The sequence below is a fragment of the Streptomyces sp. NBC_01450 genome (assembly GCF_036227505.1).
Lineage (GTDB): Bacteria > Actinomycetota > Actinomycetes > Streptomycetales > Streptomycetaceae > Streptomyces.
Window position 1 is genome coordinate 9514131 of the sequence record NZ_CP109480.1, and the last position, 15705, is coordinate 9529835.

A 15705-nucleotide genomic window follows, 5' to 3' on the forward strand; every position below is an offset into this window, starting at 1 on the left:
AGGGACAGGGGCCGGTGGCCGGCGGTACAGGCCCTACCGGCCCCCGGCGAGCACCCGGGCGAGATACGGCGCCGTCGTGCTCCCCTCCGTCCGCGCCACCTCGGCCGGGGGTCCCGCGGCCACGATCCGCCCGCCCGCGTCCCCGCCGCCCGGACCGAGGTCGATCACCCAGTCCGCGCCGGCGACCACCGTCATGTCGTGCTCGACGACCACGACGGTGTGACCCGCGTCGACCAGGCCGTGCAACTGCCGCATCAGCACCTCGACATCGGCGGGGTGCAGCCCGGTCGTCGGCTCGTCGAGGAGATAGAGGGTGTGCCCCCGGCGGACCCGCTGCAACTCGCTTGCCAACTTGATGCGTTGGGCCTCGCCACCGGACAGCTCCGTGGCGGGCTGTCCGAGCCGCAGATAGCCCAGACCCACATCGAGGAGCGTGGCGAGGCTGCGGGCGACGGCCGGGGTGTCGGTGAAGAACTCCGCCGCGGCCTCCACCGTCATGTCCAGGACCTGTGCGATGTTCCGTTCGCGGTACGTCACTTCGAGCGTCTCGGGGTTGTAGCGCGCCCCACCGCAGTCCGGACAGGGAGCGTAGGTGCTCGGCAGGAACAGCAGCTCCACGCTCACGAATCCCTCGCCCTGGCAGGTCTCGCAGCGCCCGCCCGCGACGTTGAAGGAGAAACGCCCCACCCCGTAGCCGCGCCTTTGCGCCTCCCGCGTCGCGGCGAAGACCTTGCGCACGACGTCGAAGAGGCCCGTGTACGTGGCGAGATTCGAGCGCGGGGTACGGCCGATGGGCTTCTGGTCGACGGAGACGAGCCGTCCCACTCCCTCCAGTTCCTCGGTCACCTCGCCGATGAGGGTGGACTTGCCCGAGCCGGAGACGCCCGTGACGGCGGTGAACACACCGAGCGGGAACGCGGCACTCACCTCGCGCAGGTTGTGGCGGCTCACCGGACCCACCTTCAACTGGCCTTGTGGGGAACGGACTTCACGCTCCGGCGCCGGGGAGCGGTCGAAGAGGAAGCGGGCCGTGGCCGACTCCTGCACCCCGGCGAGCTCCGCCACCGGACCGCTGTGCAGCACCCGCCCGCCGTGCTCACCCGCCCGCGGACCGACGTCGACGAGCCAGTCGGCACCGCGGACGACATCCAGATGGTGCTCGACCACGAACACCGAGTTGCCCGCCGCCTTCAGTCGGTCCAGGACCGTGAGCAGGGCCTCCGTGTCCGCCGGGTGCAGACCCGCGGACGGCTCGTCGAGGACGTAGACGACACCGAACAGACCGGAGCGCAACTGCGTGGCCAGCCGCAGTCGTTGCAACTCGCCCGCGGAGAGCGTCGGGGTGGCCCGGTCGAGGCTGAGGTAACCGAGGCCGAGTTCGACGACGGGGGCGATCCGCGCCCTGAGGTCGTCGGTGAGGACACGGGCCGTCTCCCCCCGCGGCTCCAGGGTCCCGGCCAGCTCGGACAGCGGCAGCGCGGCCAGTTCGGCGATCGTACGGCCGGCGAAGGTCACGGCCAGCGCCTCGGGGCGCAGCCTGCTGCCGCCGCACACCGGGCACGGGGCGCTGGTCAGGAACCGCTCGGCCCTCGCCCGCAGCGTCGGGCTCTTCGAATCGGCGAACGTCTTCATGACGTAGCGCCGGGCGCTCATGTACGTGCCCTGGTAGGGGCGTTGGATCCGGTCCGCGTCCCGCACCGGATGCACGGTGACGACCGGCTGCTCGTCCGTGAACAGGATCCACTCCCGCTGCTCGGCGGGCAGCTCGCGCCACGGCCGGTCCACGTCGTAGCCCAGCGCGTCGAGGACGTCGCGCAGGTTCTTGCCCTGCCAGGCACCGGGCCACGCGGCGATCGCGCCCGCGCGGATCGACAGCGACGGGTCCGGGACCAGCGACTCCTCGGTCGTACGGTGGACCCGGCCGAGACCGTGACAGGCCGGGCAGGCCCCGGCGGCGGTGTTCGGCGAGAAGGCGTCCGAGTCGAGGCGTTCGGCGCCCCGCGGATAGTCGCCCGCGCGCGAGAACAGCATCCGCAGGGAGTTGGAGAGGTTGGTGACCGTGCCGACGGACGAGCGCGAGGTGGGCGCCGAGCGGCGCTGCTGGAGCGAGACAGCGGGCGGCAGTCCGGTGATGTCCCCCACCTTCGGCGCCCCGACCTGGTGGATCAGCCGCCGCGCGTACGGCGCGACCGACTCGAAGTAGCGTCGCTGGGCCTCCGCGTAGATCGTGCCGAACGCCAGCGAGGACTTGCCCGAGCCCGAGACGCCCGTGAAGACCGCGAGGACATCGCGCGGAATGTCGACGTCCACACCCTGGAGATTGTGCTCGCGGGCACCCCGCACACGGACATATGAATCGTGGCGGCCGTGCGGGTCGGACATCGACGGGACTCCTGGGGGGGCGGGGCAAACCCCACGATCCTAGTCCGAGGCCAGTCCCGCGACCCGGGCGAGCCCGCGGAAGGAGTCCAGCAGGGACTGGCGGTCGTACGTACTGGTCGTGACCAGTACCTCCTGCGCGCCGGTCTCCTCGATCAACGTCTCCAGCTCGTGCTCGACCTGCTTCTCGGTGCCCGCGATCTGCCCCGCGAGCGCCGACTCGTAGAAATGCCGCTCCTTGCCGTTCATCGCGAGGTCCTCGACCCGCTCGGCGGGCGGCAGCGGCGGGAACGTGCCGTGCGTGCGGGAGTACGCCATCGACCAGGCCTCCGGGAGGAGCAGCCGCCTCGCCTCCTGTGGGGTCGCGGCGACCGCGACGGCACCGGAGACGACGACGTACGGCTCCGCGGCCCAGACGGAGGGGCGGAACGTCGCGCGGTAGTGGTCGATCCCGCGCCGCATCTTCTCCCGGTTCCTGATGTCCCCGATGACCAGGGGCAGGCCCGCCCGCGCCGCGATCGTGGCGCCCTCGTTCAGGGCGAGCACGAAGGGCGGCACGGTCAGCCCCTCCGAGGGGCGCGCGTGCACCCCCGCCGACGACGGGCCGCGGAACCAGCCGAGCAGCTCGTCGAGCTGCCCCGCGAAGTCGTCGGCGACGTCCTTGTCCCGCCCCAGCGCCCTGCGCACCCCGTCCGTGAAACCGACCGAACGCCCGAGCCCCATGTCGATCCGCCCGGGGAACAGGGACTCGAGCACACCGAACTGCTCGGCCACGACCAGGGGCTGGTGGTTGGGCAGCATCACCCCGCCGGTACCGACCCTGATCTTCCGGGTGGCGGCGGCGACCGCGGCAGCCAGCACGGTGGGCGCCGACCCCGCGACCCCGGGTACGCCGTGATGCTCCGAGACCCAGATCCGGTGGTATCCGAGCCCTTCGAGCTCCTGGGCCAGCCGCACGGTGTCCCGCAGGGCCTCGGCGACGTCGTGCCCCTCGCGGGTGCGCGAGCGGTCCAGGACGGAGAAACGCGTCGCGCCGAGACGGGAGTCCCGTCCCCGCGGAGCTGCGTGATCGAGTGGGCTCGGCATGGTCCTTCGGATGATACGGACCTCGCGCCGCCTCGGCCGTCACAGGGCGTCGCGGGGGATGGTCGGACGACCGGGGGCGCGCTCAGTCCTTGAAGTAGTGGCCCGCTTCGAGGTCCGGGACGAGTGCGGGGTGCTCGGGACGCCATCCCAGCAACTTCTGGGTCAGGGCGCTGGAGGTCGGGTTGTCCAGGGGCACGACGGCGGCCAGAAAGCCGAAGTGGCGGCTCGCGTCCTCGGCGGCGACACCCGCGACCGGCAGCTTCAGCCGGCGGCCGATGAGCTCGGCGATGTCACGGAAGGGCACACCCTCGTCGGCGGCCCCGTGCAGGATCGAGCCGGCCGGGGCGGCTTCCAGCGCCAGCCGGAACAGGTGCGCCGCGTCGAGCCGGTGCACGGCGGGCCAGCGGTTCGATCCGTCGCCGACGAAGGCCGACACGCCGGTCTTGCGGGCGATGTCGATCAGGGCCGGGACGAAGCCCTTGTCGCCCTCGCCGTGCACGGTCGGCGAAAGCCGCACGACCGACGCGCGCACCCCGCGCGCGGCCAGGGCCATCGTCGCGTTCTCCGATGCGATCCGGGGCGCCCCCGACCCGGGATCGGGCGCGACCTCCTCGGTCCCGAGGCGGCCCGGCGCCATCATGGTGAGCATCAAGGTTCCCGAGGTGACCACGAGCGGCCTGCCGGTCCCTTCGAGCGCCGCGCCGAGAGCCTCGACGGCACGCAGATCCAGCTTGCCGTTGGCGACGTAGTCCGAGAAGTCGTGGTTGAAGGCCAGATGGATGACGCCGTCCGCCGCGGCGGCACCGTCGTGCAGACTGTCCGGATCGTCGAGGGCGCCGCGGTGCACCTGGGCGCCGACGGCCGTCAGCGCCGCGGCGGCGGTGTCCGAGCGGGCGAGGCCGACGACCTCGTGGCCGGCATCGAGGAGTTCACGAACGACGGCGGAACCGATGAATCCGGTGGCGCCGGTGACGAATACGCGCATAGTGCATTCCTTCGACAAGACGAATGACAAGACGAACGACAGGACGAACGACAGGACGAACGACAGGACGAACAGGGTCCGGCCCGGTGCAGGACCAGGGCGGTGATTCCACCCTGCGCGCACGGAGCGCTCCGGGTCCAAGACCTGTTCCGCATCCGGCGATACGTCCGAGGCATCACCACAGCTCAGACGCCGCCCCACAGCCATGCCGCCACGGAGTCCACCCGGGCCTGCCGACCGTCGTACGAACTCCTCGGCGGCAAGTACCGCGCCGCGCTCCGCGACTAAGCGAACGGCGATCGGGAATGGCTTTCCCGGAGCTCTTGTCGGCGGCTCGCCGCGGGCGTGTCGGCGGGAGCCCTTCCACCCCACGGAAAGCAGGAGTGAGCATGCAGTACGTGAAGCTCGGTTCGACGGGCCTGGACGTGTCCCGGATCTGCCTGGGCTGCATGAGTTTCGGGCTGCCCGACCGGGGGCCCCACGAGTGGACGCTCGACGACGAGGGCGCCCGCCCGCTGATCCGTCGCGCGCTGGACGCCGGGATCACCTTCTTCGACACGGCGAACGTCTACTCCGACGGCACGAGCGAGGAGATCGTCGGACGCGCGCTGGCGGAGTTCGCGCGCCGCGACGAGATCGTCATCGCCACCAAGGTGAACGGCGCGATGCACGACGGTCCCAACGCGCGCGGCCTGTCCCGCAAGGCCGTCATGACGGAGATCGACAACAGCCTGCGCCGCCTGGGCACCGACTACGTGGACCTCTACCAGATCCACCGCTTCGACCCCGCCACTCCCGTCGAGGAGACGATGGAGGCCCTGCACGACGTGGTGAAGGCGGGCAAGGCCCGTTACATCGGCGCGAGTTCGATGTACGCGTGGCAGTTCTCCAAGGCCCAGTACACGGCCCGGCTGAACGGCTGGACGCGGTTCGTGTCCATGCAGAACCACTACAACCTCCTCTACCGCGAGGAGGAGCGCGAGATGCTGCCGCTCTGCGCGGACCAGGGCGTCGGCGTACTGCCCTGGAGCCCGCTCGCCCGCGGCCGGCTCACCCGGGACTGGGACGTCAGTACCGAGCGCAGCCGCACCGACGAGTACGGCAAGCGGCTCTACCAGCCGGGCGACCGGGAGATCGTCGACGCCGTCGCCCGCATCGCCGCCGAGCGCGACATCCCGCGCGCCCGGATCGCCCTCGCCTGGCTGCTGCGCCGCGACACGGTGACCGCGCCCATCGTCGGTGCCACCAAGGTGGAACACGTCGACGACGCGGTGGCCGCCCTCGACGTGGAGCTCTCGGAGAAGGAGATCGAACAGCTGGAGGAGCCGTACACGCCACATGCGATCAGTGGGCACTGACGCGTGGCGCGGGGGTCATTGAATCCACAGCCGACTGACGTCGAAGGCCCCCGCCCGCCCCCCGTGTCGCCCCGCCGCCCGCACCGCGGTCGCCCTGGTCCCGCCCCCGGGCGGGAGCTCGACCGCGGTGGCGGCGGGGATGCCGAACAAGCCGATCACCACGGCCTCCGGCGCCGGCACCGTCCCGCCCTCCACGACGAGATCGCCCTCGTCCACGCAGACGCGAACGGCCGTACCTCCACCCCCGGCGGCTACGCCCGGGCCCCGGGCCCGCGACCGAGCCGCGTACCCGCCGGACCCGTACCTCCAGCCCCGTCCCTGGAAGACCCGTAAGGATTTTCGCGTGAACGACGATCGCAGCCGCCGCACCTCCCGGACGGCGACCGCCCGGCGGCTGGGCAGACGCTCCGTCCTCGCCGTCATCGGCGCCGGTGTGGTCAGCGCTTGTACGTCCGGCAGGCCTGAGCCGAAGAAGACGCCCGACCAGGCTTCCGTGTCGGCCGCATCCACCGCCCGCGTCACGGTCACGCCCAAGACCGGCACGGCGAACACAGCGGTGGTGGGCACGCTCTCCGTCTCCGTCCGCAGGGGCAGCCTCACCTCGGTGACGGTCACCGCCGAGGACGGCACCCGGTTGTCCGGCGCGTTCTCCGCCGACCGCACCCGCTGGACACCGTCCGGCAGGCTCTCCCCGTCCACCAGGTACTCGGTCCGCGCCGTCGCCACCGACAGGACCGGCCGCGAGGCGCTGGCCAACACCGTCTTCACCACCGTCGCGCCCGAGGCCACCCTCGTCGCCCACTTCACCCCCGAGGACGGCTCGACCGTCGGCGTCGGCATGCCGGTCTCGCTCACCTTCGGCCACGCCGTCACCGACAAGAAGGCCGTCGAGCGGGCGGTGACCGTGACCTCCACGGCCGGAGTGGAGATCGCCGCCCACTGGTTCGGCGACACCCGCCTCGACTTCCGCCCCGAGAACTACTGGCCCGCGGGCACCAAGGTCACCCTCTCCCTGCGGCTGCGCGGCGTCGAGGGCGCGAGCGGCCGCTACGGCGTCCAGCACAAGGACGTCACCTTCACCGTCGGCCGCGACCAGACCAGCCTGGTCGACGTCGCGAAGAAGACCATGGTCGTACGGCGTGACGGCCGCGCGGTACGCACGATCCCGATCACCTCCGGATCGCCCGGACACACCACCTGGAACGGCAGGATGGTGATCTCGGAGAAGTATCCGCAGACCCGCATGGACGGCTCCACCGTCGGCTTCGGCGGCGAGTACGACATCCCCGACGTCCCGCACGCCATGCGTCTGACCACCTCCGGCACCTTCGTCCACGGCAACTACTGGTCGCCTGCCGCGACCTTCGGCACGTGGAACGTCAGCCACGGCTGTGTCGGCCTGCACGACACCCAGGGCGCCAAGGACACCGGCACGCCCGCCTACTGGTTCTACGAGAACTCGCTCGTCGGTGACGTCGTGGAAGTGGTCAACTCCCACGACGACACCGTTCAGCCCGACAACGGCCTGAGCGGCTGGAACATGAGTTGGACCCGGTGGCGGGCGGGGAGCGCGCTCAGCTGAGGCGCTCCGAGCGGCCGCCCGCGCGGTCGTCCTCGGCCGCGTAGGCGGCCAGCCACGCCAGCGGCGCGTTCCAGTTGATGGCCACCTCGTTCGTCGAGTACGAACCGATGTCGTCGATGTAGCAGGCCTGGGGCGCGCAGCCGGGCAGGTGCTCCTGCGCGACCGGGTCCTGCAGCCCGCTGTTGGGGCCGCCCGCGAGGGAACCCGCCGGCGGGTGCGGCAACGAGGCGTCGTACTGGTGCGCCCAGAAGCGGTGATGCTGGTTGTCGGAGTACCGCTCCCCGTATCCGGTCACGTACGACTGGCCCAGGGCGTTGCGACCCAGCAGGTAGTCCATCGACTCCAGCACTCCGGCGCGGTAGCGCGGGTCCCCGGTCAGTTCCTGCGCGGTGGCCATGACGATCGCGTTGTCGGTGACCGCGCTGTTGGAGCCCCAGACGTAGCCGGTGGCGGGGATCGGGACGGCGTATCCCTGGCCGGCCATGGTGGACAGATAGCCGTCCGCGGCCGCGGTCACCGAGGCGCGCACCCGCCTGAGGTCGGACGCGGGCAGCCCGCCCCGTACGGTCGCCAGCGTCAGCCTGCCCAGGGCGGCGGTGTCGGCCCAGCTGAAGCCGCCGGGCGTGAAGGCGTTCGCGGCGGTGTGCCAGGGCGAGGAGGTCACCGCGTCCCGGTAGGCGCGCTCACCGGTCGTGGCGTACAACTCGGCGGACGCCCAGTAGAACTCGTCGCCGACCTGGGTGTCGCCATAGGCCCCACCGCCGGTGCTGTCCGAATCCGGCGCGTACATCGCGGGGTTGGCCCGCGCCGCCGTCCAGGCCTTGCGGGCGGCGGTCAGACACCGGTTCGCGAACGCGGTGTCGTAGGGCCGGAAGACACGGGCGCACTGGGCAGCCGTGGCCGCCAGGTTGAGGGTGGCCGCGGTGGACGGGGGGTGGAGCTCGCGCGGCTGAGCGTCCTGCTCGGGCCGGGTCGGCAGGCCGGTCCAGGCGGCGTCATGGACTTTGTGGAACGCCATTCCCGCGTACGGTCTGCCGTCCGGCACCTGCATCCGCATCAGGAAGTCGAGCTCCCAGCGCGCCTCGTCCAGGACGTCGGGCACTCCGTTGCCGCGCTCGGGAACGCGCAGCGTCGAGTCGCCGAGCGCGGACGCGGTGCCCGCTCTCTTCGCCCGCTCGAAGGAATTGACGAGCAGCCAGGTGGAAATGCCGCCGTTCACGACGTATTTGCCGTGGTCTCCCGCGTCGTACCAACCGCCCCTGACGTCCTGCTTGTAGTCGCACACCCCGGACTGACAAGGCACGTTCGTGTCCCCCTGGTTGGGGGCGACTCCGAGATGCCCGGCGGGCCGCGCATAGGCGGAACCCACCAGGGAGGCTTCGATCGGTATGCCGCTGCGCTGGTGATAGAAGAAGGCCAGCGCGTCGGAGCGCAGCCCGTCGTAGAGGTCCGCGCGAATGTCGAAGGGATCGCTGGCCGTTCCGTCGGCGATCAGGACGTAACCCGAACCGGTCCGTCCGTACGAGGAGAAGTCGGCGACCTGCGTCGGTTGCCCGGAGGCCGCGTCCGTGCCCCGGCCGACGGTCGACCCCGAGGCGACCACCTTGCCCGAGGCGGCGCGCAGCTGCCAGGTGAGCGGCTGCGCGGCGGAGGTGACCACGGTCGCGCGCTTGGGGCCGTCCGGCAGATAGCCGACTTGGTTGACCCGTACGGCTGTTGTCGCCGTGGCGGCGGTGGAAAGCCCCGCCGCGGAGGGGGCGGTCGCGAGACCGCCGACGAGTAATGTCCCCGCGAGCAAGGCGGCCGCCAGGTGTTTTGGGCGGCTGCGGGGCAACGGGAATGCGGACATGAGCGGCTCCCAGCGGGTGAAGTGAATCCTGTGCCGTGGCCACGAGAGGGTGGACGACGGAGAATGGGAGCGCTCCCAATATCGAGCATTGCATGGGCATGCCAGGCCGTCAACGGGTGGGTGGGCGCCCTTCCGCCCTTCGACGGCCTGGTGGGGGGCTTGTGTGCGACCGCTCGACCGATGGTCGCGGGGGATTACGAATTCCCTTTGTGGGGTCCCGGCTGACGTTTGGTCAATAAGCCGACGCTCGACGGAAAAGGGAAGGTGACGAGATCTCTTGTTTCGGCTCGGCGCACTGTGCAAAGGTGTGCGTTGTTGGCGTGCAGACAATTCGCTTCCTTCTGTACGCGCACGGTGTGCCCGCGCGCCCCTCGCTTCAAAAGAGCTGTCGCAGAGGGCGTTCGCGGTAACAACCCCCCCATGGGTAGTCCCTCCGCTTCGACGGGTGGGCTACATACCCATTGGTATGGACTAATTCCTGCGTTACCTTTGGGAGGAAAGCGGACGTGAATGACGCGGTACTGTCTCATTCCCCTGCGCCTGGTCGTTTGTTCGAGGTTTCGGATGAGAGGCTCGCGGCAGACCTGAAGAAGAGCTCGGGGAACACGCCCGCGCACCATCCCGTCGGGGAACTCCTGGACCGCCACTGGGAAGCGGTCTTCGCCTACGCGCGCCTGTGCACCAACGGTGTGCGTCCCGCCGGAATGCTCACCACGGCCGCTTTCACCCGGCTGTTCGGGGAATCGCTGCGGCAGACCGGGCCGACGGCCGCCTGGCGGCCGCAGTTGCTGGTCACCGTACGGCGTATGACCGCCGAATGGCTCGGAGACCAACGGCGGGAGATGCTCCACCCCGAACTGCTGGCCGATTCCGACAGTCGCGACCGGGTCATGGCACGGCTTCTGCCGCCCGAGAACAGACGGCAGTTGTCCCGCGCATTCCAGCGGCTTCCCGAGCCCGCCCGCTGTCTGCTGTGGCACACCGAGGTCGAGGCCGAGCAACTGGCCGTACCCGCTGGGCTGTTGGGCATCGGCGAGGACGGCGCCCTCGTGGAACTGCGGCGGGCCCTGGAACGCCTGCGTGAGGGCTGCCTCGAGATCCACCACGAGCTGGCCCCCGAGGAGGAATGCCGCCGCTTCCACCGGATGCTCGACGTGTCCCTGCGCCGCGGCGGCGTCGGCCTCGACGCCGACCTCAGCAGACACATGGGCCGATGCCGGCACTGCCGTGACACCGCCGACCAGTTGAGCCGGTTCGACGGCGACCTCGCGCTGCCGCTGGCCGAGGCCCTGCTCGGCTGGGGTGCCGCGGCCTACCTCGACTCCCGTCCCGGCCGCGTCGACGCGATCGTGGAAGTGACGGAGGTCCCGGACACCGTCCCGGCCGCGCACAGAATCCCTCCCCTCCCCAGGCACCCTCCCCTCCTCCCCGACCACGCCCCCCTTCCGCCGAGCGAGCCCCCGCGCCCCGCACCGCGCAGCCGCGCTTCCGGCGACTCCCGCCCCCCGACACACAGGGCACCCCGGCGCTCCCCGCGCCGCAACAACATCGCGCTGGCCGCGCTGACCGTGAGCGGAATGATCCTGGTCCCACTGGTCCTGTGGGTCACCCAGAACTCGGACGGCGCGCCCGGCGTGGCCGACGCCACCGGATCCTCGGGCTCGCCCAGTTCGGGCCCGGCCAAGGCACCCGGATCGAACCCGTCCTGGATAGGCACCGGCGACACGTCCAAGGGTGGCGTGCGCGGCCGGCTGCGCAACACCGAGACCGGGCTGTGCATCGGCATCGTGGGCAAGAAGCCCGTGAAGGGAATGGAGACCACGCTCACGTCGTGCTCCTCGGCGGCGAGCCAGGAATGGTCGTACGAGGACGACGGGCTGTTGCGCGATCTGGCCGCCCCCGACCTCTGCCTCGACTCCCACCTCGGTTATTCGGTCCAACTGGCGCCCTGTACCGGCGAGTCGCAGCCGGGCACCAAGAACGTGCGCTACGACTTCACTCTCCAGGGCATGGTGGTGCCCCGCTGGAACCAGGACCTGGCTCTCACCCCGGCCTCCACCAAGGGCGAGGCGTCCCTGGTCCTCAAGGTCCGTAAGGAGGAGTCCGACCAGCACTGGACGATGGACGCCTCGTCGCCCTCGCTCCAGATGGAGGCGGTCAACTGGGACTCCGCCGGACAGACGAAGACGTCGTCGAGCCACGCCTCTTCCGAGGCGTCGAAGACACCGTCGCCCAGCGTCCCCAAGTCCTCGCCCCGGCCCTCGGCCGAACCGTCGACGCCCGCTCCGGCCCCCTCGGCCTCGTCACCCGCCCACGGCTGCTCCCCGTACTACTACTGTGCGCCACCGAGCGGACAGTACGGCGGATCCGGTGATGACTACGGATACGGCTACGGCGGCTACGGGGACGGCGGTTACGGGGGCTACGGGGGATACGGCGGTTACGGACACGGCGACGGCGGCCAGGGCGGCCACCACTGACCCGTCCGGGACGGTCACACCGACTGCGGCCAGGCCACCCGTGCCTGGCCGCAGCCGCGTTCCTGCCCGGAGTCGTGTCAGCGGCCCGAGTCGTCAGGAACTCGCCGCGGCCGACGGCGAGGCAGGCGTGCCCAGGAACTCCGCCCAGCCGCCGAGGGGCGACTGCCCGGGGTCGAGGGTGCGCAGCTTGCGCAGAACCGCCGGATCCTGGGCCTCCAACCACTGGACGAGCTGGCGGAAGGAGACCAGGCGCACATCGTCGTGCCCGGCGATCTGCTCGATGGCCTGTTCGACCGCGTCCATGTATATGCCCCCGTTCCAGCGCTCGAAGTGGTTGCCGATGAAGAAGGGGGCGCGGTTGCTCTCGTAGGCGCGGCGGAAACCGGCGAGGTAGCTGTCACGGGCCTGGGTGCGCCAGGCGTCGTACATCGACTTGTCGCCGAGCGGGTTGGCGTTCGACTGGTTGGCCATCAGGTTGTAGTCCATCGACAGGACCTGGAAGGAGTGGCCGGGGAAGGGTATGGACTGCAGCGGGAAGTCCCATATCTTGCCGCCCTGGACCTTGCCCGGCCACATCTGCAGGCCGCCGGAGCTGCTGGCGTCGTACTTCCAGCCGAGGGCGGCGGCGGTCGGCAACAGGTTGGACTGGCCCTCCAGACACGGGGTGCGGCCGCCGATCAGCTCCTTCTCGTAGTCGAAGGGCAGCGGATCGAGGTCCGTGAAGCCGGTGTTCGTCTTCCACTCGGTGACGAACTTCTTCGCCTGCGCGATCTCGCTGCGCCACTCGGCGGGGGACCAGCGGCGCACCCCGTCCGCGCCGCAGAAGTGACCGTTGAAGTGGGTGCCGATCTCGTGGCCCTCCAGCCACGCGGCGCGGATCTGCTGGATCGTGGAGTGGATGTGCCGGTCGGAGAGATAACCGATCGCCGAGGCGCCCACGGGGTGCTGCGGCGGGCTGTAGAGGTGCTTCTTCGACTCGGGCAGGGTGTAGATGCCGCTGAGGAAGAACGTCATCGACGCACCGTGGTCGGCCGCCACCTTGCGAAAGCGGGAGAACAGCTGGTTGCTGAGCTCGCCCGCGCCGTCCCAGGAGAAGACCACGAACTGCGGCGGGCGCTCACCCGGCTTCAGCCGCTCGGCCTTCGGCTGCTTGGGCTGGGCCCCGGTGTCGGCGGTGGAGCCGTCGCCGATCAGCTTGGGCCGGGGGGACTTGTGGCTCGTGTCCCCCTTGGCGTCGCTGCCCACGGACCAGTCGTTCGTCGAGCACGCGGAGAGCGCGCCCAGGCTGCCCAGCGCGCCCGCCGATGCCGTCGCGGCCAGCAGACGCCTGCGTGAGATACCAGTCATGACCATCCCCCGATTCCTCGTTCCCTGTTTCCCTGGTGCCGCTCCCGCCCGCCGGGCCGGAGCGTTCCGTTCCTGTGACGCGCCACTCTTCGCGGTGTGCGTCACACGGTGTGATGCGCGGATGTTCGGGAAGGGTCGCCGGAACCGGCACGTGTTGCTGTTCCGTGACAAACCCCGCCGATCCGCGGGGCGGACGGCGGGGCAGGGGGAGCGGGGCCGACGGGGTCGGGCTCGAGGCCGGCTGGGGTCAGGTCGGGGTGGGGGGCGTCAGGCTGGAGTCAGGCCGGAGTCAGACGCCGTTGCCGGCGCGGACGACGGTCAAGGACACGGAAGAGGCGTTCCCGGACACGGGTACCGCGCCCTCCTTCCACGCCACCTTCAGCGGGTCCCGCTCGTCGGGCGGGGTGACGACCAGCGTGGCGGGCGTCGCCGTCTTGGCCCCGCTGACCTCCGGGTTCGAGAACGTCAGGCCCGCCCACGCGGTCTGCCCGGGGGCCAGCGTGACCGTGGTCGGCGTGTCGGCGGAGCGCTTCGGGTCGGGCCCGAGCTGCTTGCCGGACGCGTCGAGGAACGCCGCTCCGGGGTAGCCGCGCAGGGTGCAGGTGCGGTGGGAGCCGTTGGTGAGGACGACGGGGAAGTGCTCCTGGCCCGCGCCGGGGTCGTTGACGCCCACCGACACGCGCAGTTCGGAGGTGTGGCACCGGGTGCTCGACGCGCTGTTTTCGGTGCCTGACGAGGTGGCGGACGACGACTTCGAGGCCGATGACGACGTCGTGGCGGAACCGCTCGGGGCGGCGCTCGTGCCGGAGGAGTCCGCGGTCGCGTCGCCGGAGGCCGGCTGGGCCGCGCCGGGCAGCTTCTGCGGGGTGCTCGTCGTGCCCTTGTCGGTGCCGCAGGCCGTGAGCAGGCCGAGCAACGCGACACCCGCGACCAGCGCTGCCCTGCGGGCGGGGGAGGACGTACGGCGGACGGGAACCGCGTCGCCGGGCCGGAAGGTCGCCATGTCAACACTCCTTGGAATTCACCGCACGCGCCCTGACTCGGCGTGCGAACGGCGCTCTGTGCTCCGTCACCCGTGTCCGATGCGCGGGGACGCGAAATGGTTCGCGGATGGCACGCCGCATCTCCGCGGAACCCGGAACGGGGACCGCGATCCGGGCCTGCGCGCCTCTCGGAGGCTTCTCTCTCGGAAGCCTCCCTTTTGTCAGTATCTCCTCCAGGTCACCCTCTCGCCCGTACGGAGCCGAGCACCCGGTCGGTCGTCGCGGCGCTGCCGGCGGCCTGGCGGATCTGGACGTACAACTGTGGCTGCCGGTTCCCGACCGCCTGGACGAGCCCCGCCTCAGTGAGCGAGCCGTGGCTGCCCGAACAGGCGTTCCAGGTCCGGATCAGCCCGTGCCAGCGCGCGCCCGTGTAGGTGCGGCTGCCCTCGTAGTGGCAGTCGGTGTGGGCGATCGTCCCGACCTTGCCGCGGACGTCGCCCTGTTCGCTCAGGCCGACGAACACCCCGTCCACGCCCGAGCCCAGGTCCTGCCACTTCGCCAGGTCGTCCGCGACGACGAGACCGGGTTCATGCGTGTCCGACAGGCCCACGGTCCGTGGATTCCACCCGGAGTCCCTCAGTTGGCGACCCCACCCGCCCGGAACCTCGACCGAGAGCTGTCCGGAGGCGTCCGCGACCGTCGCGGTCGGGGTGTCGGACCGCCGGGTCACGAGGGCGGTGGTCACACCGGCCGCTCCGACCACGACCGCTGCGGCCACGGCCACCAGTACGGTCCGCCGACGGCGCCGGGGCACACGGACCGTCCCCATCGACACCTGCTCGGCCAGCCGCTCCAGCTCCACGGCCAGGCTCAGCGCCGTGGGCCAGCGCCGCTCGCGGTCGGGCTCCATGGCGCGCAGCAGCGCCCGCTGGACGTCCGGGGCCAGATCCGTACGGAGCCGCTCGGGTCGTACGACCTGGCCGGGCGGCCCGGGCACCGATCCCGTGACGAGGTGGTATCCGAGGGCGCCGAGGCTGTACACATCGGCCCGCGCGTCGATCCCCGAGCCGGGCTGGGCCTGCTCGGGCGGGGTGTAGCCCGCGGAACCGGCCGCCATCGTCAGCCCGGAGGCCTGCGCCAGGCTCTTGGCGAGCCCGAGGTCGGCTATCAGGACCCGGTCGGCGCCGCCGGACGAGGTGCGCAGCAGCACATTGGACGGCTTGATGTCGCGGTGCACGATCCCGGCCTCGTGCAGGGCGGCCGCGCCCCGCGCCGCGAGAGCCGTCAGGCGCAGCGCCTCGGCGATGGGCAGCGGCCCGGCCTCGATCCGGTCGGCGAGGGTGCCTCCGTCGGCGTACTCCATGACGAAGTAGGGCCTGCCGTCGGGGAGCTCGCCGATGTCGTAGACCTGGACGACCCGGTTCGAGTCGGCCTTGCGCAGCAGCCGGGCCTCGGAGAGGAATCGTTCACGGACGTCGAGGTGGTCGACCCAGTTGTCGGACAGCACCTTCAGGGCGACGACGGCCTCGAGCACCTCGTCATGGGCGAGCCAGACGACGCCGAAGCCACCCGCGCCGAGGCGCCGGTCCAGACGGTAGCGGCCGATCCGCTCGAGGGAGTGCATGACACTATGATGCCTGGCCTCTGATCGACACC

At 71.2% G+C, this 15705-nt stretch carries 12 protein-coding genes; 4 read left to right on the forward strand and 8 right to left on the reverse strand.

What is annotated here, in order from left to right; translation table 11 throughout:
• Nucleotides 1-33: 33 nt before the first annotated feature.
• From OG568_RS42345 to OG568_RS42355, 3 genes are all read right to left on the reverse strand, one after another.
• Nucleotides 34-2382 carry an excinuclease ABC subunit UvrA gene (locus OG568_RS42345; RefSeq protein WP_329535351.1) on the reverse strand — a complete coding sequence of 783 codons (2349 nt, stop codon included), beginning with the start codon at nucleotides 2380-2382 and terminating at the stop codon, nucleotides 34-36.
• A gap of 39 nt (nucleotides 2383-2421) precedes the next feature.
• Entirely contained in the window at nucleotides 2422-3465 is a 1044-nt protein-coding gene (locus OG568_RS42350; protein ID WP_329535353.1) for an LLM class flavin-dependent oxidoreductase, read from the reverse strand.
• An 82-nt stretch (nucleotides 3466-3547) separates the two neighbouring features.
• On the reverse strand, nucleotides 3548-4450 hold the full coding sequence (locus tag OG568_RS42355; protein WP_329535354.1) for an SDR family oxidoreductase: 903 nt from the start codon (nucleotides 4448-4450) through the stop codon (nucleotides 3548-3550).
• Between the two features lie 102 nt (nucleotides 4451-4552).
• Here OG568_RS42355 and OG568_RS42360 point away from each other — a divergent pair, with 102 nt between their 5' ends.
• Nucleotides 4553-4738 (forward strand): hypothetical protein, encoded by a 186-nt coding sequence (locus tag OG568_RS42360; protein ID WP_329535356.1) that lies wholly within the window; start codon nucleotides 4553-4555, stop codon nucleotides 4736-4738.
• Between the two features lie 101 nt (nucleotides 4739-4839).
• The gene (locus OG568_RS42365) at nucleotides 4840-5808 is read left to right on the forward strand and encodes an aldo/keto reductase (RefSeq protein ID WP_329535357.1); all 969 of its coding nucleotides are present in this window, start codon (nucleotides 4840-4842) and stop codon (nucleotides 5806-5808) included.
• 15 nt (nucleotides 5809-5823) lie between these two features.
• Here the strand turns inward: OG568_RS42365 and OG568_RS42370 are convergent, their stop codons facing one another.
• Nucleotides 5824-6024 (reverse strand): hypothetical protein, encoded by a 201-nt coding sequence (locus OG568_RS42370; protein WP_329535358.1) that lies wholly within the window; start codon nucleotides 6022-6024, stop codon nucleotides 5824-5826.
• A gap of 127 nt (nucleotides 6025-6151) precedes the next feature.
• Here OG568_RS42370 and OG568_RS42375 point away from each other — a divergent pair, with 127 nt between their 5' ends.
• Nucleotides 6152-7390: a L,D-transpeptidase gene (locus OG568_RS42375; RefSeq protein ID WP_329535359.1), complete on the forward strand. Its 1239-nt coding sequence runs from the start codon at nucleotides 6152-6154 to the stop codon at nucleotides 7388-7390.
• Here the strand turns inward: OG568_RS42375 and OG568_RS42380 are convergent.
• Nucleotides 7383-9239: a glycoside hydrolase family 9 protein gene (locus OG568_RS42380; protein WP_329535360.1), complete on the reverse strand. Its 1857-nt coding sequence runs from the start codon at nucleotides 9237-9239 to the stop codon at nucleotides 7383-7385. The genes OG568_RS42375 and OG568_RS42380 overlap by 8 nt on opposite strands.
• 548 nt (nucleotides 9240-9787) lie before the next feature.
• Here OG568_RS42380 and OG568_RS42385 point away from each other — a divergent pair.
• On the forward strand, nucleotides 9788-11719 hold the full coding sequence (locus OG568_RS42385; protein ID WP_329535361.1) for a ricin-type beta-trefoil lectin domain protein: 1932 nt from the start codon (nucleotides 9788-9790) through the stop codon (nucleotides 11717-11719).
• Nucleotides 11720-11812: 93 nt separating this feature from the next.
• Here OG568_RS42385 and OG568_RS42390 read toward each other — a convergent pair whose 3' ends face one another.
• From OG568_RS42390 to OG568_RS42400, 3 genes are all read right to left on the reverse strand, one after another.
• Nucleotides 11813-13066 (reverse strand): hypothetical protein, encoded by a 1254-nt coding sequence (locus OG568_RS42390; protein WP_329535362.1) that lies wholly within the window; start codon nucleotides 13064-13066, stop codon nucleotides 11813-11815.
• 289 nt (nucleotides 13067-13355) lie between these two features.
• Nucleotides 13356-14069: a DUF4232 domain-containing protein gene (locus OG568_RS42395; protein WP_329535363.1), complete on the reverse strand. Its 714-nt coding sequence runs from the start codon at nucleotides 14067-14069 to the stop codon at nucleotides 13356-13358.
• Nucleotides 14070-14287: 218 nt separating this feature from the next.
• A complete protein-coding gene (locus tag OG568_RS42400) occupies nucleotides 14288-15673 on the reverse strand; it encodes a serine/threonine-protein kinase (RefSeq protein ID WP_329535364.1) in 1386 nt (461 codons plus the stop codon).
• Between the last annotated feature and the right edge of the window lie 32 nt (nucleotides 15674-15705).

Bases quoted from the DNA above. Each gene is read 5' to 3' on its own strand.
- OG568_RS42345 (WP_329535351.1), bottom strand. From the start codon at position 2,382: ATGTCCGACCCGCACGGCCGCCACGATTCATATGTCCGTGTGCGGGGT.
- OG568_RS42350 (WP_329535353.1), bottom strand. From the start codon at position 3,465: ATGCCGAGCCCACTCGATCACGCAGCTCCGCGGGGACGGGACTCCCGT.
- OG568_RS42355 (WP_329535354.1), bottom strand. From the start codon at position 4,450: ATGCGCGTATTCGTCACCGGCGCCACCGGATTCATCGGTTCCGCCGTC.
- OG568_RS42365 (WP_329535357.1), top strand. From the start codon at position 4,840: ATGCAGTACGTGAAGCTCGGTTCGACGGGCCTGGACGTGTCCCGGATC.
- OG568_RS42380 (WP_329535360.1), bottom strand. From the start codon at position 9,239: ATGTCCGCATTCCCGTTGCCCCGCAGCCGCCCAAAACACCTGGCGGCC.
- OG568_RS42390 (WP_329535362.1), bottom strand. From the start codon at position 13,066: ATGACTGGTATCTCACGCAGGCGTCTGCTGGCCGCGACGGCATCGGCG.
- OG568_RS42395 (WP_329535363.1), bottom strand. From the start codon at position 14,069: ATGGCGACCTTCCGGCCCGGCGACGCGGTTCCCGTCCGCCGTACGTCC.
- OG568_RS42400 (WP_329535364.1), bottom strand. From the start codon at position 15,673: ATGCACTCCCTCGAGCGGATCGGCCGCTACCGTCTGGACCGGCGCCTC.